The organism is Pseudomonas sp. GW823-FHT06B06 (genome assembly GCF_058795195.1).
Genome location: NZ_JBXAHO010000006.1, coordinates 35,584 through 56,386 on the forward strand (window position 1 = coordinate 35,584; position 20,803 = coordinate 56,386).

General features: G+C 56.6%; 21 protein-coding genes and 1 tRNA gene. 14 read left to right on the forward strand and 8 right to left on the reverse strand.

Features of this window, described 5'->3' with window-relative positions; all coding sequences use genetic code 11:
- The first annotated feature begins 84 nt into the window (after positions 1 to 84).
- Positions 85 to 720, forward strand: coding sequence for a hypothetical protein (locus tag AC1Q8Q_RS07085; protein WP_020795858.1), 636 nt, complete (start codon positions 85 to 87; stop codon positions 718 to 720).
- 235 nt (positions 721 to 955) lie between these two features.
- Positions 956 to 2,467: a YdgA family protein gene (locus tag AC1Q8Q_RS07090; protein WP_168757053.1), complete on the forward strand. Its 1,512-nt coding sequence runs from the start codon at positions 956 to 958 to the stop codon at positions 2,465 to 2,467.
- A gap of 108 nt (positions 2,468 to 2,575) precedes the next feature.
- On the opposite strand, the gene AC1Q8Q_RS07095 is transcribed toward AC1Q8Q_RS07090, so the two are convergent.
- Positions 2,576 to 4,099, reverse strand: a complete 1,524-nt coding sequence (locus tag AC1Q8Q_RS07095) for an FAD-dependent oxidoreductase (protein WP_168757054.1) — start codon at positions 4,097 to 4,099, stop codon at positions 2,576 to 2,578.
- Positions 4,100 to 4,239: 140 nt separating this feature from the next.
- Here AC1Q8Q_RS07095 and AC1Q8Q_RS07100 point away from each other — a divergent pair, with 140 nt between their 5' ends.
- From AC1Q8Q_RS07100 to AC1Q8Q_RS07120, 5 genes are all read left to right on the forward strand, one after another.
- Positions 4,240 to 4,800, forward strand: a complete 561-nt coding sequence (locus AC1Q8Q_RS07100) for a YbhB/YbcL family Raf kinase inhibitor-like protein (RefSeq protein ID WP_168757055.1) — start codon at positions 4,240 to 4,242, stop codon at positions 4,798 to 4,800.
- An 88-nt stretch (positions 4,801 to 4,888) separates the two neighbouring features.
- The gene (locus tag AC1Q8Q_RS07105; RefSeq protein ID WP_492598464.1) at positions 4,889 to 6,598 is read left to right on the forward strand and encodes a vWA domain-containing protein; all 1,710 of its coding nucleotides are present in this window, start codon (positions 4,889 to 4,891) and stop codon (positions 6,596 to 6,598) included.
- A 29-nt stretch (positions 6,599 to 6,627) separates the two neighbouring features.
- A complete protein-coding gene (locus AC1Q8Q_RS07110) occupies positions 6,628 to 7,209 on the forward strand; it encodes an RNA polymerase sigma factor (RefSeq protein ID WP_492614954.1) in 582 nt (193 codons plus the stop codon).
- Positions 7,206 to 7,835, forward strand: a complete 630-nt coding sequence (locus AC1Q8Q_RS07115) for a hypothetical protein (protein WP_492614926.1) — start codon at positions 7,206 to 7,208, stop codon at positions 7,833 to 7,835. Before AC1Q8Q_RS07110 ends, AC1Q8Q_RS07115 begins: the two co-directional genes overlap by 4 nt.
- A 20-nt stretch (positions 7,836 to 7,855) precedes the next feature.
- Entirely contained in the window at positions 7,856 to 8,125 is a 270-nt protein-coding gene (locus AC1Q8Q_RS07120) for a hypothetical protein (RefSeq protein WP_492614927.1), read from the forward strand.
- 78 nt (positions 8,126 to 8,203) lie between these two features.
- On the opposite strand, the gene AC1Q8Q_RS07125 is transcribed toward AC1Q8Q_RS07120, so the two are convergent.
- Positions 8,204 to 8,280, reverse strand: a tRNA-Arg gene (locus AC1Q8Q_RS07125).
- A gap of 149 nt (positions 8,281 to 8,429) precedes the next feature.
- Complete coding sequence (locus tag AC1Q8Q_RS07130; protein ID WP_492614928.1) at positions 8,430 to 8,663, reverse strand: helix-turn-helix domain-containing protein; 234 nt, start codon at positions 8,661 to 8,663, stop codon at positions 8,430 to 8,432.
- Between the two features lie 206 nt (positions 8,664 to 8,869).
- Here AC1Q8Q_RS07130 and AC1Q8Q_RS07135 point away from each other — a divergent pair, with 206 nt between their 5' ends.
- From AC1Q8Q_RS07135 to AC1Q8Q_RS07145, 3 genes are all read left to right on the forward strand, one after another.
- Positions 8,870 to 9,274: a hypothetical protein gene (locus tag AC1Q8Q_RS07135; protein WP_492614929.1), complete on the forward strand. Its 405-nt coding sequence runs from the start codon at positions 8,870 to 8,872 to the stop codon at positions 9,272 to 9,274.
- A complete protein-coding gene (locus tag AC1Q8Q_RS07140) occupies positions 9,271 to 9,756 on the forward strand; it encodes a hypothetical protein (RefSeq protein ID WP_492614930.1) in 486 nt (161 codons plus the stop codon). Before AC1Q8Q_RS07135 ends, AC1Q8Q_RS07140 begins: the two co-directional genes overlap by 4 nt.
- 177 nt (positions 9,757 to 9,933) lie before the next feature.
- Positions 9,934 to 10,518, forward strand: a complete 585-nt coding sequence (locus AC1Q8Q_RS07145; protein WP_492614931.1) for a hypothetical protein — start codon at positions 9,934 to 9,936, stop codon at positions 10,516 to 10,518.
- Between the two features lie 121 nt (positions 10,519 to 10,639).
- Here the strand turns inward: AC1Q8Q_RS07145 and AC1Q8Q_RS07150 are convergent, their stop codons facing one another.
- The 4 genes from AC1Q8Q_RS07150 to AC1Q8Q_RS07165 all read right to left on the reverse strand — a co-directional run bounded on the left by AC1Q8Q_RS07150 (position 10,640) and on the right by AC1Q8Q_RS07165 (position 13,763).
- Positions 10,640 to 11,593 (reverse strand): hypothetical protein, encoded by a 954-nt coding sequence (locus AC1Q8Q_RS07150; protein ID WP_492614932.1) that lies wholly within the window; start codon positions 11,591 to 11,593, stop codon positions 10,640 to 10,642.
- A 118-nt stretch (positions 11,594 to 11,711) separates the two neighbouring features.
- A complete protein-coding gene (locus AC1Q8Q_RS07155) occupies positions 11,712 to 12,371 on the reverse strand; it encodes a helix-turn-helix domain-containing protein (RefSeq protein WP_073453910.1) in 660 nt (219 codons plus the stop codon).
- A gap of 1 nt (position 12,372) precedes the next feature.
- On the reverse strand, positions 12,373 to 12,807 hold the full coding sequence (locus AC1Q8Q_RS07160; protein ID WP_492614933.1) for a hypothetical protein: 435 nt from the start codon (positions 12,805 to 12,807) through the stop codon (positions 12,373 to 12,375).
- Positions 12,808 to 13,139: 332 nt separating this feature from the next.
- Entirely contained in the window at positions 13,140 to 13,763 is a 624-nt protein-coding gene (locus tag AC1Q8Q_RS07165) for a recombinase family protein (protein WP_492614934.1), read from the reverse strand.
- A 393-nt stretch (positions 13,764 to 14,156) separates the two neighbouring features.
- Between AC1Q8Q_RS07165 and AC1Q8Q_RS07170 the strand changes: the two genes are divergently transcribed.
- On the forward strand, positions 14,157 to 14,897 hold the full coding sequence (locus AC1Q8Q_RS07170; RefSeq protein WP_492614935.1) for a hypothetical protein: 741 nt from the start codon (positions 14,157 to 14,159) through the stop codon (positions 14,895 to 14,897).
- Positions 14,897 to 15,451 carry a type II toxin-antitoxin system VapC family toxin gene (locus AC1Q8Q_RS07175; protein ID WP_492614936.1) on the forward strand — a complete coding sequence of 185 codons (555 nt, stop codon included), beginning with the start codon at positions 14,897 to 14,899 and terminating at the stop codon, positions 15,449 to 15,451. Before AC1Q8Q_RS07170 ends, AC1Q8Q_RS07175 begins: the two co-directional genes overlap by 1 nt.
- Before the next feature lie 44 nt (positions 15,452 to 15,495).
- On the opposite strand, the gene AC1Q8Q_RS07180 is transcribed toward AC1Q8Q_RS07175, so the two are convergent.
- The gene (locus tag AC1Q8Q_RS07180) at positions 15,496 to 17,319 is read right to left on the reverse strand and encodes a DUF6538 domain-containing protein (RefSeq protein ID WP_492614937.1); all 1,824 of its coding nucleotides are present in this window, start codon (positions 17,317 to 17,319) and stop codon (positions 15,496 to 15,498) included.
- A 533-nt stretch (positions 17,320 to 17,852) separates the two neighbouring features.
- Between AC1Q8Q_RS07180 and gabD the strand changes: the two genes are divergently transcribed.
- Both gabD and gabT read left to right on the forward strand, forming a co-directional pair.
- Complete coding sequence (gene gabD / locus AC1Q8Q_RS07185; RefSeq protein WP_020795840.1) at positions 17,853 to 19,295, forward strand: NADP-dependent succinate-semialdehyde dehydrogenase; 1,443 nt, start codon at positions 17,853 to 17,855, stop codon at positions 19,293 to 19,295.
- 185 nt (positions 19,296 to 19,480) lie between these two features.
- Entirely contained in the window at positions 19,481 to 20,758 is a 1,278-nt protein-coding gene (gabT, locus tag AC1Q8Q_RS07190) for a 4-aminobutyrate--2-oxoglutarate transaminase (RefSeq protein ID WP_020795839.1), read from the forward strand.
- Positions 20,759 to 20,803 lie beyond the last annotated feature (45 nt).

Genomic DNA, 20,803 nt, shown 5'->3' on the forward strand with positions numbered 1-20,803 from the left:
TATGCTTTGAAGTGTTGAAAGGGCGTTCGTGCAAAAGCGCCCTGGATTCGTACAAGGCATGCGCAGGTCATGGGGAAACCAATAATGAAAAACCCTTATGCTCTCGGCTTCTGGTGCGCCGTTGTGGCGCTGGTGCTGCTCACAGGCACCTATTTCTACGGCATCATGCTGGCTAACCAGATCGACAAAGCGCTGACGTTCCTCGACAGCGCCGCCCTCTTGATTGCCGTGATGTCCATTGCGGTGGTGGCCTGGGCGTCGGTCCAAGGGCAACGAATCAAAAAAAGACAGCTTGAACAAGGCAAGACCCTGGTGATGATCTGGAACACCAAGGTGGCGCTACGGCGTGTCGAATCGGTCTTCGACCGGTATTTCTGGGGCAGCTACTGGCAGCCGGGCAGGACCTTCCAGGAAGTCATGGGCGAGCTCACGGGCACACCCCTGGAAAAAAGCCTCGAAACCTTGAAAAAACAATGCCTTGAGTTGGACAAACAAGTGGCCGACGACGGTCGGCACTGGCTCAACAATGCTCGCGAGCTGGCTGACGTCGCCACCGCCATGGCCCGGGAGCGCTATCAGCTCGACTACTGCGACCCGCGCAGTGAAGTGACGGGCGGGGCGGTGATCAACCGGGATTTCGAAGTGTTGATCTACACCTGGACGGCGCGGCTGAAAACCTTTGATCACCAGCTTGATGAGATTGAAGTGCAGTATTCCTGATTGCTAAAAGATCGCAGCCTGCGGCAGCTCCTACAGGAGATTCGTATCACCCTGTAGGAGCTGCCGCAGGCTGCGATCTTTTTTCAGGCGACACTTTTTCACCGTTAACCATTGGGCTGCCTTGCACGCCTGATGCTAACCTGCACCCCACTTTCAGCGCAGTCGTGACCGCAACCCCTCATGGGTTCAGGGAAGACGACCACATTTTCAACAACGGACATCGAACGGGTCTTTCATGAATAAATCAGCAGGCGTGCTCCTGGGAATCGTTGTCGCGATTGGTGGAATCAGCGCTGGCGGAGCCTGGTTCACCGGCACCAAAATCGAAGGTGTGCTCAACAGCTCCCTGGCGGATGCCAACAAGCAATTGCAGGCTGCAATGGTCGGTTACAAAGGCACGGCCTCGCTGGAACTGGTGTCCCTGGAACGTCATGTATTCAGTAGCACTGCGCATTACCGCCTCAAGGGTGAAGGCGAAATGTTCGGCGAGGTACCGGTCGAATTGCTGTTTACCGACCACATCGAACACGGCCCGCTTCCGTTCTCGCGCCTGGTATCGCTGAAATGGTTGCCGGTCATGGCCACCAGTCACTATGAACTGGAAAAGACCCCGCTCACGGAAAAATGGTTCGCCGCCACCAAGGACGCTTCGCCGCTCAAGGGCGTGGTCAACATTGGCTACGACAATTCCACCAACGGCACGCTTGAATTGCTGCCGCTGGAAACTGCACTGGATGACAAGTCCAGCCTGAAATTTTCCGGCCTGAAGGTTGATGTCTCGGCCAGCGCCCAGGCGCAGAAGGTCAAGGCCGATGGCTACATGGACAGCCTCAAGCTGACCACTGTTTCCGAAGACCAGGCACCCGTGCTGGTCGAGTTGAGTGGTCTTACCCTGGCCAGCAACCTGACCAAAAGCACCTACGGTTATTACACCGGCGATAACACCGTCGAATTGAGCAACAGTAAAACCACCTTTGGCCCCAAGCAGTCGGTGCTGGGCTTGAAGAGTTTCGAAATGAAGAACCACACCGAGGAGTCAGGCACCAGCGCTTCCGGGCGTGCCGACTACAAGATCGGTGAAGTGTCCCTGAACGGCAAGGCTGTGGGTTCTGCCCAGCTTGCCATGAGCCTGAAGAACCTCGACATCCCGGCGACGTTGTCGCTGATGCAGATCTACCAGACTAAATTGCAGCCTTATGAGCAGGCCGCCGCCGAGGCTGCCGAGGCCGGTCAACCGGTCCCCGAGCTGAACTTGACCCCTGCAGAAGAAGCGCAGCTTAAAACCGGCCTGGAAAAATTGCTGGCGGCCGGCCCACAGGTAGCCCTGGAGAACCTGTCGTTCAACACCGCCAATGGTGAAAGCCGCGCCAACCTGGTGCTTGACCTGACCAAGCCGCAATCGATCGACCTGCCGGCTGACCAGCTGATCCGCCAGATGATCGCGTTACTGGACGTCAACCTGAAAGTGTCGAAGCCGATGCTCGTCGACATACTCAGCGTGCAGTCGCAAATCGACGGCCAGACCGACGCCAAGCTCATCGCCGACCAGGCGACTGCCACCACCGATATGTTCAGCAGCATGGCGGTCGGCTCGCAGTTGGCGAAACTGGATGGCAGCAACGTCGTCACCCAACTGCACTTCGCCAATAACCAGGTGGAATTCAACGGCCAGAAAATGACCGTCGAGGAGTTTGTCGGTTTCCTTATGAGCAAGTTCAGCGCTCCTGCCGTCGTCCAGGAGCCGTAACCCCCAGCAGGCTGGCTGGCGAACTTCGGTGTCCGGTTTGCCTGTAGGAGCCAGGCTTGCCGGCGAAGAACGATAACGCGGTGTAAAAGGTACACCGCAGCGTCCCTTTCAACCGCGGATCAGCCGCCATGCCTCATCCACAGACAACGGCTGCTTCATCCGTTCGGCAAGCATCGCCATCGTGCGCTCTTCATCACAGGCGACCGCCGCCGTCACCACGCCATTTTTGCCAAACAGCCCGATAAAAGGCGGGTTGCCAGGATCACCCTTGAACTCGACTTCGTCCCAGGCTTGCGCGCAACCAAGGTAGTCGTAGTTTTTGCCAAAGTGCCAAGTCCAGAAGTACGGCACGTCGAGGTAATGTTCATCGCCACCGAGCATGTTCGCCGCCGCGATCCGCGCCTGTTGTTGCGCCAGGCGCCAATGTTCGATGCGCTGGGGCTGGCCGTTAAGTGTGAACGTCGCGATATCGCCAGCCGCCCAGAGCCCATCGGCTACGCGCATCCCGCCGTCGACCAGCAGCGACTGGTCATTTTCCTTCGGCAGATCGGTAAAAGGCGCAGTGGCGGGGGTGACGCCAATCCCGACCAGCACCAGGTCCGCTGGCAGACGCTGGCCATTATCCAGTTGCACCGCTTCGACTCGCGTCGCTCCTTCAATCTGCGCTGCCTGCCCCTCGGTTCGGTACACCACGCCGTTGGCCTGATGCAGCGCCAGAATCGCCTTGCCGACGCTGTCACCGAACTGTTTGGCGAAAGGCACCGGATGGCGGGCCAGCACCGTGACCTCCAGGCCGTATTGGCGCAGGGAGGAAGCGGATTCCATGGCGATGAAACTGTCGCCGATGATCACCGCCCGCTGACCGGCCTTGGCGCTGTGCAGAATCTGTTGCGCATCCGCCTTGGAGCGCAAGACGAACACTTGCGGCAGGTCCGCGCCGGGCAATTGCGGTCGAACGGGGATACCGCCTGTCGCCAGCAAGGCGGCGTCGTACTTCAGCGATTGGCCGTTGACCAGTTGTAGCGTTTTGTTGGCGGCATCCAGGCTCGCCACTTCAGCGTTCATTCGCTCGATTCTTTGCTCCCGGTAGAAGTCTTCGTCGCGCAGGGGCGGGATTTCTTCCAGTGGTGTCTGTCCGGCAATCACGAATTTGCTCAGTACCGTGCGGTCGTACCCGGCGTTGGCTTCGCGGTCGATCAGTAGCACCCGACCGCCAAAGCCTTTTTCGCGCAGGGCCGAAGCCGCCGCCGTGCCCGCGGCTCCCGCACCGACTATTACAAAAGTGCGCTCGTCATCGGCCGGTGGCGTGTGAGCGTCTTGCAGTGGCTGATCGTCGACCCAGATTTCGTCCCCGCGCACTTCAAGCGGGTAGCGCTTGAGGCTGTCCAGGGCTGGCGGTTCACACAATCCGCCGTCCTCGATCCGAAACTGTCCCTTGTGCCATGGGCACGTCAGCCGCCCATGGCAGAGCGCGCCTTCGACTAGAGGCGCTCCGGCATGCGGGCATTCGCCTTGATAGGCGCGCACGTGATCGCCGACTTTAAGCAGGAGGATCTTGCTGTCCTGGACGCTGACTTCCAGGCCACGGTCTTCGGGTATATCGGCGAGATGGGCAACGCGATGCAGGGTCATGATCGCTCTCCGGACAGGCGTTTAAATTAAGAGTCTGGCGCTTAACTCGAGGTTCATCCAATTGCCACTGCCACCGCGCAAACGGTCCAGTTATAGTTTGCTCGCCGACCTCGGCCCCACCCGCACCAGGTACTCCCGGTATGACCCGATTGACCTCTCTGACCCCTTGGCTAGCGGCTGTCACAGTCGCCCTTTGCGTGCAATTTCCGGCGCAGGCCCAGGAGCGTTTTACCCTGAACATCCCAGGCGTCTCGGATGATCGACTGTTCACGTCGGCTGCCGCCAGCGACGCCCCGGGTTGCAGCGGACACAACGTTTCGCCAGCGCTGAACTGGAACGCCGGCCCTGCAGGCACGCTCAGCTACGCCATCGTCATGCACGACCCGGATGGCCAGAAAGGCCAGGGCATCGATCATTGGGTGCATTACGGCATCAAGGCCGGCACTCACCAGATCCCGGCGGGCGTCGGCGCAAAATCCGCGCTCGAGGGCGTCGGCGGTACCAACAGCAAAGGCACTACGGGGTACGTCGGGCCTTGCCCACCGGTTGGCGACAGCGCACATCACTACATCATCCAGCTCTTTGCCCTGGACCTGGCCCCGGATGCCCTGCCAGCCGGCCTGACGCGCACCCAGCTGCTGGAAAAAATCAAAGGTCATGTGCTGAAAAACAGTAGTGTGGTGCGGCGCTACCACCGCTGAAGATTTTTTTAGCACGGGTTAACCCGAACCGTCCGGGCTGTCCGTCTCACGGGATGAATGGATCAATTTCCTCCTGAGGTCAGCCCCCATGTCTCTCCCTCTGCATGTTCTACGTCCGGTCGCCCAGGGTTTTACCGCCGGGCTGTTGCTGGCGATTGCCGGTTGCGGTGTTTCTTCGAAACCTGAGTCCGCAGCGGTACCGCCACCGGCTCAGGCGGAGCTGAAAACCGAAGCGGTGCAGCATGAAACTGTCATGGCTGATGCAGCGGTGGCCAAACGCAGCGTAGGCGCGGCGCCCATGACCCGTTTCGCGCCGATGCCGGGCGCAGAAACTTATCCACAGGGCTATCGCGATGAACAGCGAGAGCAATACCAGGCCTTGGCAGACAACCCGATCCACAGTGTCGCCGAAACACCGGTATCGACCTTCAGTGCCGACGTCGACACCGGCGCTTACGCCAACGTCCGCCGCTTGCTCAATCAGGGACGACTGCCACCGCAAGGGGCGGTGCGGCTGGAAGAGATGGTCAATTACTTTCCTTACGACTACGCCTTGCCCACCGACGGCTCGCCCTTCGGCGTGACCACGGAACTGGCAGCTTCACCCTGGAACCCGCATACGCGTTTGTTGCGCATCGGCATCAAGGCCTCGGACCGCACGGTCTCGGACCTGGCCCCGGCGAACCTGGTGTTCCTGGTGGACGTGTCCGGCTCGATGGATCGCCGCGAGGGCCTGCCGCTGGTCAAAAGCACCCTGAAATTGCTGGTCGATCAACTACGCGACCAGGATCGGGTGTCGTTGGTGGCCTACGCCGGGGAATCGCGCGTGGTGCTGGAGCCCACTTCCGGACGGGAAAAAACCAGGATCCGCACAGCCATCGACCAATTGACCGCAGGGGGTTCCACTGCCGGAGCCTCGGGTATCGAGCTGGCTTATCAACAGGCGCAACAGGCATTTATCCCCAAGGGCATCAACCGCGTTCTACTGGCCACCGACGGTGACTTCAACGTCGGCGTCAGCGACTTCGACAGCCTCAAGCAAATGGCTGTGGATAAACGCAAGACAGGCGTATCCCTGACCACCCTGGGTTTCGGTGTGGATAACTACAATGAACACCTGATGGAACAACTGGCCGATGCCGGCGACGGCAATTACGCCTACATCGACAACCTGCGTGAAGCGCGCAAGGTGCTGGTGGATCAACTCGGCTCGACCCTTGCCGTCGTGGCAAAAAACGTCAAGCTGCAAGTGGAGTTCAACCCCGCGCAAGTCAGCGAATATCGCCTGCTGGGTTATGAAAACCGTGGATTGAAACGTGAGGATTTCAGCAATGACAAGGTCGATGCCGGTGAAATCGGTGCAGGACACACGGTGACGGCGTTGTACGAAATTGTCCCCACGGGCGAGAAGGGCTGGTTGGAGCCGCTGCGCTACGCTCGAACGGCCGCCGCTGCTTCCGAAAAGAATGGCGAATTGGCGATGCTGCGTGTGCGTTATCAGTTACCGGAAGGCGGGAACAGTCGCTTGATCGAACGCCCGATCGCTAACGAACCGGCCGGCAAGCCCAGCGATGACTTGCGTTTTGCAGCGGCGGTGGCGGCGTTTTCCCAACAGCTCAAGGACGGACGCTACACCGGCGAGTTCAGCCTCAAGGACACCGAAGCGCTGGCCCGTGGCGCCCGGGGCGATGACCGCTTCGGCCTGCGCAGTGAGTTCGTACAATTAGTGGAACTGGCGCAGAGCTTGCGCACCACCACGGCGTCCAATCCAACTGCCACTGAACGACGGATTGAATAGTGAGCCGATTGAAGGGGTTCATCAGCCAGTTGTTTGCACCCGCAAGCAGCCTGGATGCCAGCAGTGACGAAGCGCTGCTGGCCCGTTATCGCGAGGGCGATGGAGCGGCGTTCGAGATTCTGTACGCGCGCCATCGCCAGGGCTTGTACCGGTTTCTGCTGGGGTTGAGCGGCAGGGCTGAACTCGCCGAGGAGGTCTATCAGGAAACCTGGTTGAGCCTGATCCGCAGCGGCAGCCAGCCACAAGGTCGGGCGACTTTTCGTACCTGGCTCTACCAGATTGCCCGCAACCGCTTGATCGATCACTGGCGCAAGCACGGCGTCCATCAACCGCTGCACGACAGCTACGACGAGCAGGCTCATGCGCTGGCCGATGAGACGGCCGACCCTGAGCAGCTGCTGAGCCTGAGCCGCGACAGCCAGCGCCTTGAAGCCGCCCTGCAAGCCTTGCCCGCCGACCAGCGCGAAGTGTTCCTGCTACGCGCCTACAGCGATCTCGATTTGCCACAGATCGCCACCCTCACCGAAACGCCGCTGGAAACCGTCAAGAGCCGCTTGCGTTACGCCCAGCAAAAACTGCGTCGGCTGCTGGCCGAGGAGGTACTGACATGACTGACGCCAAGCACACCACGGAACACCAAACGCTCGACCATTACCGCGAGCAGGCCACCGGCGAACCGCCGGCGCATCTCGACGCCTTGATCCTGGCCGCCGCACGCAACGCCGTGCCCACGCCGAAGCCAGGGCTGTGGCAACGCTGGATTCGCGCCTGCCAGCAACCCCGCTGGCAAGTGGCATTCGCCAGCCTCGTCGGCATCGCGCTGATGCTCTCGCTGGTGCAGCGCACGCCTGAGCAAGTGCCAGGCTACGACTTCGCGCCTGCGCCCAAAGCCTCGGCACCGATCGCCAAACAGGAAAGCGAAGCAGCGCCACCAGCGGCGGCCCGTTCCCTGAAGGCCCCGGTTGGCGCGCTCTCCGCACCTGCACCCGCCGCACCCATGGCGGAATCGATGGCCCCGGCGCAAGCAGAATCCTTCAGTACCGACATGGCGGACGAAGCCAAAGTCAGCAAGCGCGCCGCAGCCCCGGTGAAATCCCTGGATGAGCAGTTGCGCGAAGTGCTTCGCCTGCAAAAAACCGGGCACAAGCAAGCCGCCGATAAACTGCTGGCCGATTTGCACGCACGCTTCCCCGACGAAAACCTCGGCGCCCGACTCAAGGATCTGCAGAAAAACTGATCGGCCTGACCCTCGACAATTTGGCAACAAGGCCCGAAAGCGCGCACTATCGGGCCATAGTCGATGCGTTGGAGGATGCCGTGACAAAAAAAATCGACCGCATCGCCCAAATGCTCAACTGCCCGGAAAAGGGCGAGGAATTACGGCGGGCAATTACCGAGAGTCGTAAGGATTTTCTGCTGAACCAGCAAGAAGAGGGTGTTGCCGAGGAAGAAGACGTTCTTGAAGAGGAAGAATTCGAGGACGATGAGGATGATGACTACGACGAGTTTGACTGGACGACGGAATGAAAAAACTGCTTAGGCGGTTTTTTTGACCCACAAAAAAGCCCCAGACCCAACGGCCTGAGGCTTTCTCGTTTCTACGTATGGTGCACCAGGCGGGATTCGAACCCACGACCCCTGCCTTCGGAGGGCAGTACTCTATCCAGCTGAGCTACAGGTGCGACGCGGGCGCCATGATACTCACATGGGTACGGGGCGTCCAGTTGCAGGATCGCAGGGGGCTGATTCGAGGCAGTGTCACACCTTGGTGGGGCTAGTGAATGTCTCACCACATTACTCAGACGACTGGGACGGTGCAAGCCACGCGTGGCTAGGACGACTTTCTCAAAAGTATTTCGGGGTCGACGTTAAGCGCTAGGGCGATCCGTTCGATGTTGTAGATCGTGCAATTTTTTTCGCTCCTTTCCAGCATTCCCACGTAGGTTCGATGAACTCCGGCACGCTCTGCTAGAGCTTCCTGGGACAGTCCAAGCTCAAGCCGACGACGGCGTACGTTGGCAGCGAAAACCGCAACAAGGGCGCATTGATTCGGTGAAATAGGCATTCACCAAATTTCGCTTTTTGCATACTATGATTCGACATACTGTGATTAGCATTTTTGGGTGGGTAACGCCTGATCGTGCTCACAGAATTCCAATCGCCGAAATGCAAGGAGCTGCATGTGCTAACCGTTCAGTCACTATTGATCCGATTCATCCCCGCATTTGATCCATCACGGCCAGCAGACGAAAGCGCGCGAGGGGCACAGGTATGAACGGCTGGAGAAGGCTTTGGATTGTATGTTGCGCGGCGCTAGTTATCGCACCGGTGTACGTGTACCGCACGTACGTACCCAGCGACGAGAAGCTGAATCAGGATCATCAGAGGTACGTCGAAGAACAGCTAGCAGAAATCAAAACCATTGAAGAGCCGGTACAGGAATCGAATCGCCTGGTTCGTGATGTGTTGATGCGTACACCTGTTTCCGAACGTCTTGCCAGAATCGAGGAGAGCAATGCTCAGCACGCTGAGTTCATGACCAAAGTGAGCAAGCAGCGTCCGCTCACAATTGCTCAGCTTGCCGGGGCTTGGATCGTTCTATGCGGGCTGCTCTACCTCTTCGGATGGAGCATTGCATGGGTAGCTAAGGGTTTCGGCAAGAGGTCGCCCGCATGATCCTTAATTCAGAACGGCAGATAATACAGCACGGTTGTACAGGCGCTGACTCGATCAGGCCATGCCAGACCAGATGCTTTTCGCTGACAAAACTTCTCAAAAATATCCTTGTCCCGATCATCGCGGCTGCGGCGGTCACCGGATGCAGCTACGGCCTCACTCAGAAGGGTATAGACAGCTCGCCAGCAAGCAAAACGGTGACAGCTAAGGGCTCAGTCCGCGAGGTTTACCAGTCGCTCGCTCAGGAGATGCAGGGGCCGGGTTGTCCCCCGATTCATTCCAGTAAGCTCTACGGCAATGGTGACGGCTTCGTTGTTTATTTTGGCGAGAACTTCATCGGCCATAGCTACATCTGGAGCGGTGCCTACGGAAAGCAGGATGGTGATTCGGTCAGGGTGACGATACGTGATCAGAGCTATACGCCCCAGACCGACTTTGTGGACGAGATCGCTCTCTTCTTGAAAATCGGTTCGTGCCAATAGCCTTTCGGTCTTAGAGGCGCCTAACCCCGTGTATTGGCGGCGGTCGGAGCGACCACCCTTGGCAACCTCCGGTCCATTAGCCAAGTTCGCTGGTGATTACAGGTGCCGAGGGTGCTTGAGTTCGCACTGGCCGTTGCTACACTGCGGACTTTCTACCATCACAGCAGGGAGCAAACGATGTCTTTTGATGAGTTTATGACAGACAACATCGTCGTGCGAAAACAGAACGGTGAGGTGCTTGAAGGCTTAAAGGCTAGCGTACAGCGCGATGCAGTGTTCTTAGATCGCTCTGACGTTCTCATCGAGCCCAAAGACCTTATCGAGCGCCGCGCATCCAATGGGGCCGTTGAGACTTTTGAAGTGATAGATCCGGGCTTTCATGAAGCCTTTCATGGGATCCAGGCGCACTATCAGATGTCGGTGCGAAAGCTCGGCCTGCCGGAGGCCAAGCAGCGTGTTGAAAGTATCACTTACAATATCACTGGTCATAACGCCCGCATCAACAATCACTCAGTTGATCAGTCGACAAATACAGTAAACGTTGGTGCAGACCTGCGAAAGTATGTTGAAGGCCTACGCCAAGTCATACAGACTCTGACCGATGCCCAGCAAAAGCAGGATGCTTTGGAGATTGTTGATGCCGTTGAGGTACAGCTTTCGTCGTCCAAGCCTAGCAAGACTGTCATATCTACCCTGTTGAAGGCATTGCCTCACGTGGCAAGCATCGCTTCACTAGCATCCGCGATCATATCCGGGCTTTGAGCGACGTTGAAAGTTTCTGGACTGAGGGTAGCTCTGTCTTTCGAAATGACTATTGAGCGAGCTCTAACGTAAGGGCTCCTCGCCGTACTCTTTCGATGATGTTTGCAACAGTCAGTGCGTCCTAGTAGATGCTGCTAGCAGCGCCTGCAATCAGCTCAGGGACCGTCAAACCATCAAGCTTGCCTGTATGCCATCTTTGGGCTTCTCGTCTCAGCGCGGACGATATGAACGTTGCCTTGCCAGCAGGCAATTCGTACTCAGCAGCGAGTAAAGGATTGAGCTCCACAGTGAGCCCATTTTTTACCGCATACACGCACCACTGCCTAGCCGACGACTGAGGGTCTGCCCCTATTTTTTCGCCCGGTGTTTTGAACATCAAGTCTGAGTCCGCCTCTCCTTTGATTGCGCGAAGTTTCATTCGGAGCTCCGTTCTTCCCGGCCTAGAGAAGCCTGCCGGACCAATCATCAAGCCATGCAGGTGCCAACGTCTCCGGCTGGAGTTCTCCGCCAGCGCTTTCGGTGCCTTTTCGATGCCGTACAAAAACTCAGCTTGCGGATCAACTGTTCTACGAATCAGCCGGGTCATTTGGTCGCGAATGTATTCGAGCGCGGTGCTGTCACTATTGTCGAGCCGGGCACTCAGATTTTTGTTGAGTATCAAAGTGAAGGTCTTCAGCTCCCAAGATCTGGCCTTTGCCATCTCATAGAGTGGTGCTGCGGCAACAGCTAGCTTCGTGAACTCGTCGGTATGCTTCCAAGCCTTAAGCTCGATCTCATTCGGTACAGGCTGATCAAGGAGAGTCTTTGGTCTGTAGATTGATCCCGACAATATACTTCTCATCGAGATCGCGAATTGCTTCGCGTAAACCATGGATACTAGGTTCTGGGTCTTTTTCGAGAGGCGGAAATTTACGGTTTTTTTCTCTTTATCATCTGATGCACTGGTATCAAGGTGTTGGCGTTGAGTGGCCAGAGCCAGTTCTAAGGAAGGTTCGCAAGGCATGCTGCTGAGCTGCTCTGCAAGCGATTCAAGGGCGTCTGATGAAGCGGGCGTTCTGCGTTGGCTGATTGTCATATGAGAGCTCTCAGGCCCACGCAGAAGCGTGAGCAGATTTTCAAAATCGCCACCCCGGCAGAATCGCCAGGGTGTTCAGTCCTTACACCTATTTCTAAGCCTTTGACACTTGGCCTGTTCACGTACCGGTCATGTGTAGGTCAAAGCCTTCACATACCACATCATCTTCTTCGTCCGTTTGATCTGACTGCGCGAGCCTACGACGCTCCATCCATTCAAGGTTCGCGATTTCATCCTCGATTCCTTGAGCGTCTCCATTCATCTCCGCTTCCTCAAGGCGCTGTTTTGCGCGCATCTCAGCTACATCGTTTTCCGTCAGGATGTGAATCTGTAGTGTGGGCAGCTCCTCAATGTCCTGCGCCTGATTGAGCTTATCGATAGGCAGGGAACGTCGGGTCACATCTTGGGTTAGCTTGAGCGCCGTCGATGCGGCTGCGAGCCCCCTGAACGCAACCGGGTCCGTCGGGTCAAGCGCCTCCAAGGCGTTAGCGATCTTGGTCCTGATCAGATGACTCAGTGCCAGCTCCTCAGCTACCAGTGTCGCTACTGTCTGTTGTACAGCATCAAGTGAAAAAGCAGAGCTGAGTAGCTCTTCCCTCGCTTTGTCGATGAGAGCCTGTGTTCCCGCGCCAGCGACAGCTTTAGTAGTTTTGATGATGCGTTGCACGGTGCTAATGCTTAAGTCCAGGCGATCCGCAATCACCGGCAGTGTGTATCCGGCTTCCCGGAGAATGACGACCTGAGTGCTTTGATCGGGTGTGGTTTTTTTGCCAGGCATCTCACACCTCGTCTTCAAGAACGGGGATGACAGTCGGCTTTGGAGGCAGCTTTGCGAGGGCTAGCAGCTCGCATTCAAGTCGGCCCCAGTTGCCTGAAACGGTGGCAAGCGGAAAGCCGGACAAGCGGGCGATATCGTTTGTCTGAAAGGGAGCTAGCGAGGCGAGCGGGGTGCCGGACGCTCTGAGTGCTTCTGTAAGAGCCTCAGCGATGGCTTGGCGTGTGTGGTTGCGTTGGGTGATCGCAGCAGCAGGTTGGTTCCTGCACGGTCTAGGCGAACGGATGCCATTCTTACGGCAAAGATGATAGGCGGAATCTTTCGTCCAGCGAACCCCGTCGGTTCTGGGATTGCTGTTGTTCAGATGTTGCGCTAATCGGCGGTATGAACTGAGTGAGTTGCTGAGGAAATCACGAGCGTTGTCTTCTATTGTACTCATCGAGGCGTATCCTTCGTTTAGGGTATTGGTGGCGGTTCATGAGTGAGTCTCTCGTCTGTTTAATGGTTAATCTGCTTCTATTGAGCAGTGGGTTGATGATAAGGCGTTGAATGCTTAGCGTCTAGCGTTTGGTTTCAGGTAGGCTTTTGATTTGCAAGCGTTTTTTCGATATCTATCACTGGAAGATTGGGCTGGCTAGGAGTCGTGGTTTCTTGATCCATGCGCCTGAAATTCACACTGCCGACTCCGGGCAAAATTCGTCCGTGGGCGCTGACACATTGCCAAGAAGCACAAAGCCCGCACGAGGCGGGCTAGGGGACCTTACAGCTAGCTCAAGCGATCAGCGCCCGCTTGATGCGGTACACAGTCGCAACGCCGCACTCGGCCATCTTGGCGACCTCTTCAGCAGACGCCTGCGGATGTTTTGCGAGGATGCTTTCAACCTTCTTCCACTTGGCCGCGTCCTTGCTCTTGCCAGTGGGCTTCCAGTCAGGGTTAGCGGCCTGCTTGTTCTGGATACCTTGGCGGATACGCTCCACGCGTTTTTCTTGATCGAGACGAGCCATGGTTGCCATTAGGTCGATCAGCATGCCGTTGACCACTTCCATAATCTGGCCGGTGATACCGCTGTCCTGTACAAGTAAGTGGCTGGTTGGTAGGTCAGCGATGACCAGTCGCAAGCCCTTAGCTTCAATCGTAGCTTTCAGCGATCTCCAATCAGACTGAGAGAGGCGAGTAAGCCTGTCTACGGATTCACAGAGACAGACGTCACCGGGTGCTGCTGATTCGAGCATGGCGAGCAACTGAGGGCGATCAAGCTTAGTCCCGCTGATGTTCTCCGCGTAGATGCCCGCGATGATGAGCCCTTTCTCTGTGGCGAAGGCTTCGAGTGCAGCTTTCGCTCTGTTGGCGTCTTGATCTTTAGTCGATGCGCGAAGGTAGAGATGGGCGAGCATTAGCGGTTATCCGTTAGCCTATAATTTGATAGGTCTATGATAATACGATCATATAGCTATGCAAGAGAGTTATTTGATAGATGGCGACAAGTGGTCGGCTGACTATCAAACCTGTCTACTTCTCTGATAGTGGTGCGAAGGCTGCTTTGCGACTGTTTTAACGAGATGGCTCAAAACGCACACCTTTTGAGTCATAACCGCCGTTTTGGGAGTGGCGGAAAATTTGTCCATAGAACTGCTGCTCTTGTGTTGCGCTTCTGCATTCGGGATGATCGTGGCCCGATACCCCGCCAGCCGGTCAGATCAGTTCACGGATGAATGAAGGTGCTAATGTATGTGTTCTAGTTCTGCCGATTTGACCTTCGGTTTGCAAGGACGTGTGAGGCTGCGACCATGAAGCCCTTTGAGTACATATTCTCCGTCGATTCGCTCCACCCTCACACTGCGTCCATGCAGCGGGTGGCCGAGTATTTTTTAGAGCTTTCCAAGCTGCTCGGCCAAGTTGAGCGTGTTCATTTTCACGATGTCACCGAGGGAAGCCTCAAGTGTCATGCCCTCGCTGAATACGAAGCTACTCCTGGTATTGAAGAGCGAGTACATCTCATAGCTGAAGCAGGCAGTGAGCCTGCGCGGATATACGATCGACTCAATCAAATGCTGGCGAAAGACAATGCTGTTGGCAAATTGGAACGAATTGGATCGGATGGTGTGACAGCCAAGCTGTATACGTTCCCTGGTCGAGAGCTTCCAAAGCCAACAGTGTTCAAGGTGCGCCAGCAGGGCAGCCTAGATGGGAAGGTGGTATCAGTAGGCGGAAGGGATAACTCTTCGCACATGCACTTGGACGCCGGTGATGGACGTTATTGGAAATGCGAGACAAGCAGAGAACTCGCCGTTGCCATGGCCCAGCACCTGTACGGAAGCACTATTCGCGTATTCGGTATAGGTACGTGGATTCGGGACGTGAACAGGAAGTGGGCTTTAGACGGATATTTTGTAGTGGAGCGCTTTGAGGTGCTCGCAGAGGAGACCCTCGGTGATGCCTTGGCTCGATTGCGAGCTGTGGGAACAGACTGGGCGGCAGAAGAAAATATTATCGAAACATCTAAGAGCATGAGAGAAGGGAGTTTCTGATGGTTTTGTTGGATACCTCGGTATTGGCCTACCTCCTGTACCCGGATGCTCCTGCCCCTATTGATCCTGCTACCGGCCATCCGGTGGGGGCCTGCCAGGAGAGGCTGCAGCATTTTGTTAAGCGTCATCAGAAAACTAAAATTCTCATCGCCGCGCCAACCTACGCCGAGTTTTTGGTAAAAGCTGGCCCGGACAAACATCGAGAGGTCGATGAGATTTTCAAGAAGAGTAGTGTGTTTAAGCTTGCTGCTTTTGACGAGGCTTGTGCTCTTGAATGCGCCCTGCTGGAACAGGAGGCGAGGCTAGAGGGTGACAAGAAGCGCGGGAGCATTGCTGCTTGGCAAAAGGTGAAATTTGACCGTCAAATTCTGTCAGTAGGTTTATTTCACTCTGTTACTTCAATCTATACCGATGACGAAAGCCTGAGAGGCTTGGCTACACGCTCTGGAATCGAGGCCCTGGGTATCGCTGATATGCCACTTCCGGAGACTGCTCGTCAGCACAAAATTGATTTCTCGGCCGCCACTCATGCTGAGGATGTAGCTCCACATTAGGTCGAGATAGCGCCCGACTCGTCTCGGGCGCCGCCCCCCCTTTTTTATTCTGCTTGATTGAGCCCATGTTTGCTGCGGTGCCGCTGGATGCCATCCTCTAGCTTTTGCCCGAGGCGCGCCACAAAGTCTGCATAAGTGATGATCGAAAGATCGACAGGAATCGTTAGACCCTCTAAAACGGCCTGCTTTTTGACCTGACTGAATCCGTTACCGTACTGAGCAACTTGGCCTTCCTTGCCTCTAGAGTGGCCGGTAAGGTCCGGCAGTACGAGATATGCCTCTGCGCCGGATTCACGGGCAAGGTCAGTGAATGTGTGGCGAAAGCTGTGAAAATTCTTCCTATCAGTTTTGCCCTCAGCATCTCTTTCGCGAATGCCACACTTAAAGAAATACCCGGATGCCGATGTGCTCTGGCTTGGGAAGCGACAGAAAAAATGGGTGGCATTGCTTCCCCATCCTTTTTTGGGGTTGTAGGTCAAACCATCTGAGAACAATTTATCCCGCCCTTCTTTGGCTGCTTGCTCTACAAATGTCAAAAAGCCCATGCGAATCAGCTCGCTGTGTATCGGCAGTATCCTTCGGCTGGACTGGTTCTTGAGTGACTTCGGCAATGGCCGGTCTCGCTCGTCGTCCATCATGCTGATGGTCCAGATACCGTCAGGCTCTTTTTTGCTGACGTCCTCGGTATCGAGCTGACAAAGCTCATTTAGCCGCCCACCGGTATAAAGTCCCAATACTGGAAGCCAGAATTGGTATGGGAACACACCGCTGCTCTTGATGAGCTCGGTACCTGTGTACAGGTACCCTGAAAAAATCGCTTGCAGGTCGGCCTTAGTGAACGCTTTCTCCACTGGTTTTTTCCCCGCCGGATTGCGATTTGGAATGGGCCGCTCTGGAACATTCGGAGAAATTTTTGTCAGCCCTTTCTTAAAGGCAAATTCATGAAGCACGCCGAGACGAACGGTAAGCTTTTCAATCGTGCCTGCTTCGATGCGTCGCTCCCCGTCCTTCGCCAGGATTGTCTCTACTGATGAGTCCGGGAGCGGTAGCTTGCTGCCTCGGCTGGGTCGTATGTCAAAAATGTCTGAATAGATGCGCTCAAAATCTTCAACCGTGAACTGATTGATCGGTTTGCTGGCGCTCAAGATATTCAAACGACAGGCGTGACCTTGCTCATCTTCTTTCGTCCTCTCGCTTTTCTGTCGGCCTCTCGACAATTTCGCAAGCGTTTCCCAGTGTTGCTGCCACAGCTCGTATAGGGTCGGCCCATCAGGCTGCGGCGGTTCCTTTTTCAGGGTCCCAGGCAGTATTGGCAGATCATAGGGATGCAGCGCTATGCGCTCTATAAGCTTCGGTAGGAGCTTTTGGAATTGACGGACAGGAAGGCCATGACCTTCTTCATATAAGCGCTCTGCTAGCTTCTGCTGGCTCGCGGGTATAGTCCGTCCCGCATGCCCGGTAAGAGCTTGCGCGATGATGGTCCGGCGTTGATTGTCTTCATGCTCTTGCCACTGCTCATCAGTAAGGGCTGATTTGAACGACGGGGCGGGTTCAGCCTGGCTTGAGTCGGTACTCCAGAGACCTAATTCATCAACCTTCCCCATTTCTTTGAGGAACACTTCGTAATCATCGTCGGTTGCTTGGTAATCGTCGTGGTCAACCACTGCGAGCGTCCTATCAAAAATAGCTTCATAGCGTGCAGCGTATTGCCGAGCACGGCGAAGCGCTAGTCGTTGGCTATCTGTTTTTAGGGAGCGTCTGATTTCTCGTTGAGAGCCAAATGCTGAACGCAAAGGCTTCGGAACTACCAGTCTAAAGTAGTACGTTCCGTGACGATTGATTGTGAGGTATGAGGGGGTGGCTGGCATTGCTGGCACCTTTGCGATGCCCCACCTAAAAGCACTTCACAGTGCCCCACCAGCTTTGCAGACCCTTTACTTGATGGAAAAGCTAGTTCCAACAAGCGTTTAGCTGAGCTGGATTCGGTGGCGGGATTCGAACCCACGACCCCTGCCTTCGGAGGGCAGTACTCTATCCAGCTGAGCTACTGGTGCAGCGGGCGCCATGATACTCATATGCAATGCGGGCGTCCATGCTGCTGAATCGCATGCGTTTTTTCAAAGCGTAACCTGCGGTTGCTACGTTGATCAGAAAATAGCAGCAAATGCGGCGTTTTCGTTCTTTTTTTCGAACAGGCTATTGTCCTTTACCCCCTTTGATCCTAGGATTCGTTTGAGATTTCAAACGCTCTTGTCTGGGTGCTGAACCGCACGATTTGAATCAGTGCGCTATTTATGTGCTTCAGCCCGGTGAATGATTTCCCTGACGGCAGCCTACTGAGGCGCCTTTCTACAATCATAATTTGCTCCGCGCGTGCGCGGTGCTGTTAAGGAAAGCCGACATGCAGCTTAAAGACACCCAGTTGTTCCGCCAGCAAGCCTTCATCGATGGCGCTTGGGTAGACGCGGACAATGGTCAGACGATCAAGGTCAACAACCCGGCAACGGGCGAAATTCTGGGCACCGTGCCGAAAATGGGCGCTGCCGAAACCCGCCGTGCCATCGAAGCCGCTGACAAAGCGCTGCCGGCCTGGCGTGCACTGACCGCCAAAGAACGTGCGAACAAACTGCGTCGCTGGTTCGAGCTGATCATCGAGAACCAGGACGACCTGGCTCGCCTGATGACCCTGGAACAAGGCAAGCCACTGGCCGAAGCCAAGGGTGAAATCGTTTATGCCGCTTCCTTCATCGAGTGGTTCGCCGAAGAAGCCAAGCGCATCTACGGTGACGTGATTCCGGGCCACCAGCCAGACAAGCGCCTGATCGTGATCAAGCAGCCAATCGGCGTGACCGCGGCCATTACCCCGTGGAACTTCCCGGCAGCCATGATCACCCGTAAAGCCGGCCCGGCCCTGGCCGCCGGTTGCACCATGGTGCTCAAGCCTGCTTCGCAAACTCCGTTCTCCGCCTTCGCCCTGGCTGAATTGGCCCAGCGTGCCGGTATCCCTAACGGTGTGTTCAGCGTTGTTTCCGGCAGCGCCGGCGACATCGGCAGCGAGCTGACCAGCAACCCGATCGTGCGCAAACTGTCCTTCACCGGTTCGACCGAAATCGGTCGTCAACTGATGTCGGAATGCGCCAAGGACATCAAGAAAGTGTCCCTGGAACTGGGCGGCAACGCGCCGTTCATCGTGTTCGACGATGCTGACCTGGATAAGGCTGTCGAAGGCGCGATCATTTCCAAATACCGCAACAACGGCCAGACCTGCGTCTGTGCCAACCGCCTGTACATTCAAGACGGTGTCTACGACGCCTTCGCCGAGAAGCTGAAAGTGGCCGTGGCCAAGCTGAAGATCGGTAACGGTCTGGAAGCAGGCACCACCACTGGCCCGCTGATCGACGAAAAAGCCGTGGCCAAGGTGCAAGAGCACATCGCCGACGCACTGAGCAAAGGCGCGACCGTACTGGCCGGTGGCAAGCCGATGGAAGGCAACTTCTTCGAGCCAACCATCCTGACCAACGTTCCGAACAACGCTGCAGTGGCCAAGGAAGAAACCTTCGGTCCGTTGGCTCCGCTGTTCCGCTTCAAAGACGAAGCCGACGTGATCGCGATGTCCAACGACACCGAGTTCGGATTGGCCTCGTACTTCTATGCTCGCGACTTGGGTCGTGTGTTCCGTGTGGCTGAAGCCCTGGAGTACGGCATGGTCGGCGTCAACACCGGTCTGATCTCTAACGAAGTCGCGCCGTTCGGCGGCATCAAGGCTTCCGGCCTGGGCCGTGAAGGCTCCAAGTACGGCATCGAAGATTACCTGGAAATCAAATACCTCTGCCTGGGCATCTAATCCCGGGAACAGGCATCGCTTCAAACGCAAAGGGCACGAGAGCGCTGCCCCTTTGCGTGCAATAAACGGAATTTTCTCGGTGGCCGGGAACGCTGTGGCAGTCGATCATCGCATGCTGCCGCCGTTGTTCCCCGCCGCTTAATCCTTGAACCACGCCGACCGATGAGCGGCGAATGAGGAATGTAATGAGCAAGACTAACGCTGATTTGATGGCCCGCCGTACCAATGCAGTTCCACGTGGTGTTGGCCAGATTCACCCGATCTTCGCCGAGTCCGCGAAGAACGCGACCGTGACCGACGTTGAAGGTCGCGAGTTCATCGACTTCGCTGGTGGTATCGCGGTGCTGAACACCGGCCACGTGCACCCGAAAATCATCGCCGCCGTGACCGAACAGCTGAACAAGCTGACCCACACCTGCTTCCAGGTACTGGCCTACGAGCCGTACGTAGAAGTGTGCGAAAAAATCAACGCCAAGGTGCCAGGTGATTTCGCCAAGAAAACCCTGCTGGTGACCACCGGTTCCGAAGCCGTTGAAAACTCCATCAAGATCGCCCGTGCCGCCACTGGCCGTGCCGGCGTGATCGCGTTCACCGGCGCTTACCACGGTCGCACCATGATGACCCTGGGCCTGACCGGTAAAGTCGTGCCTTACTCGGCCGGCATGGGCCTGATGCCAGGCGGCATCTTCCGCGCGCTGTACCCGAACGAACTGCACGGCGTGAGCATCGACGATTCGATCGCTTCCATCGAGCGCATTTTCAAGAACGACGCTGAGCCGCGTGACATCGCAGCCATCATCATCGAGCCGGTTCAGGGCGAAGGTGGTTTCTACGTCGCTCCTAAAGAGTTCATGAAGCGTCTGCGTGCCTTGTGCGACCAGCACGGCATCCTGCTGATCGCTGACGAAGTACAAACCGGCGCAGGCCGTACCGGTACTTTCTTCGCCATGGAACAGATGGGCGTTGCTGCCGACCTGACCACCTTCGCCAAATCCATCGCTGGCGGCTTCCCGTTGGCCGGTGTGTGTGGCAAGGCCGAATACATGGACGCCATCGCTCCAGGCGGCCTGGGCGGCACCTACGCCGGTAGCCCGATCGCTTGCGCCGCGGCCCTGGCCGTGATGGAAGTCTTCGAAGAAGAGCACCTGCTGGATCGTTGCAAGGCTGTTGGCGAGCGTCTGGTGACTGGCCTGAAAGCTATCCAGGCCAAGTATCCGGTGATCGGCGAAGTTCGTGCCCTGGGCGCAATGATCGCGGTCGAACTGTTCGAAGGTGGCGACAGCCACAAGCCGAACCCGACCGCCGTGGCAGCTGTTGTGGCCAAGGCTCGCGACAAGGGTCTGATCCTGCTGTCCTGCGGCACCTACGGTAACGTTCTGCGCGTCCTGGTACCGCTGACTTCGCCGGACGAGCAACTGGACAAAGGCCTGGCGATCATCGAAGAGTGCTTCTCCGAGCTCTGATCTGCGAGTGTGACCTGTTTCACAAAAAACCCGCTTCGGCGGGTT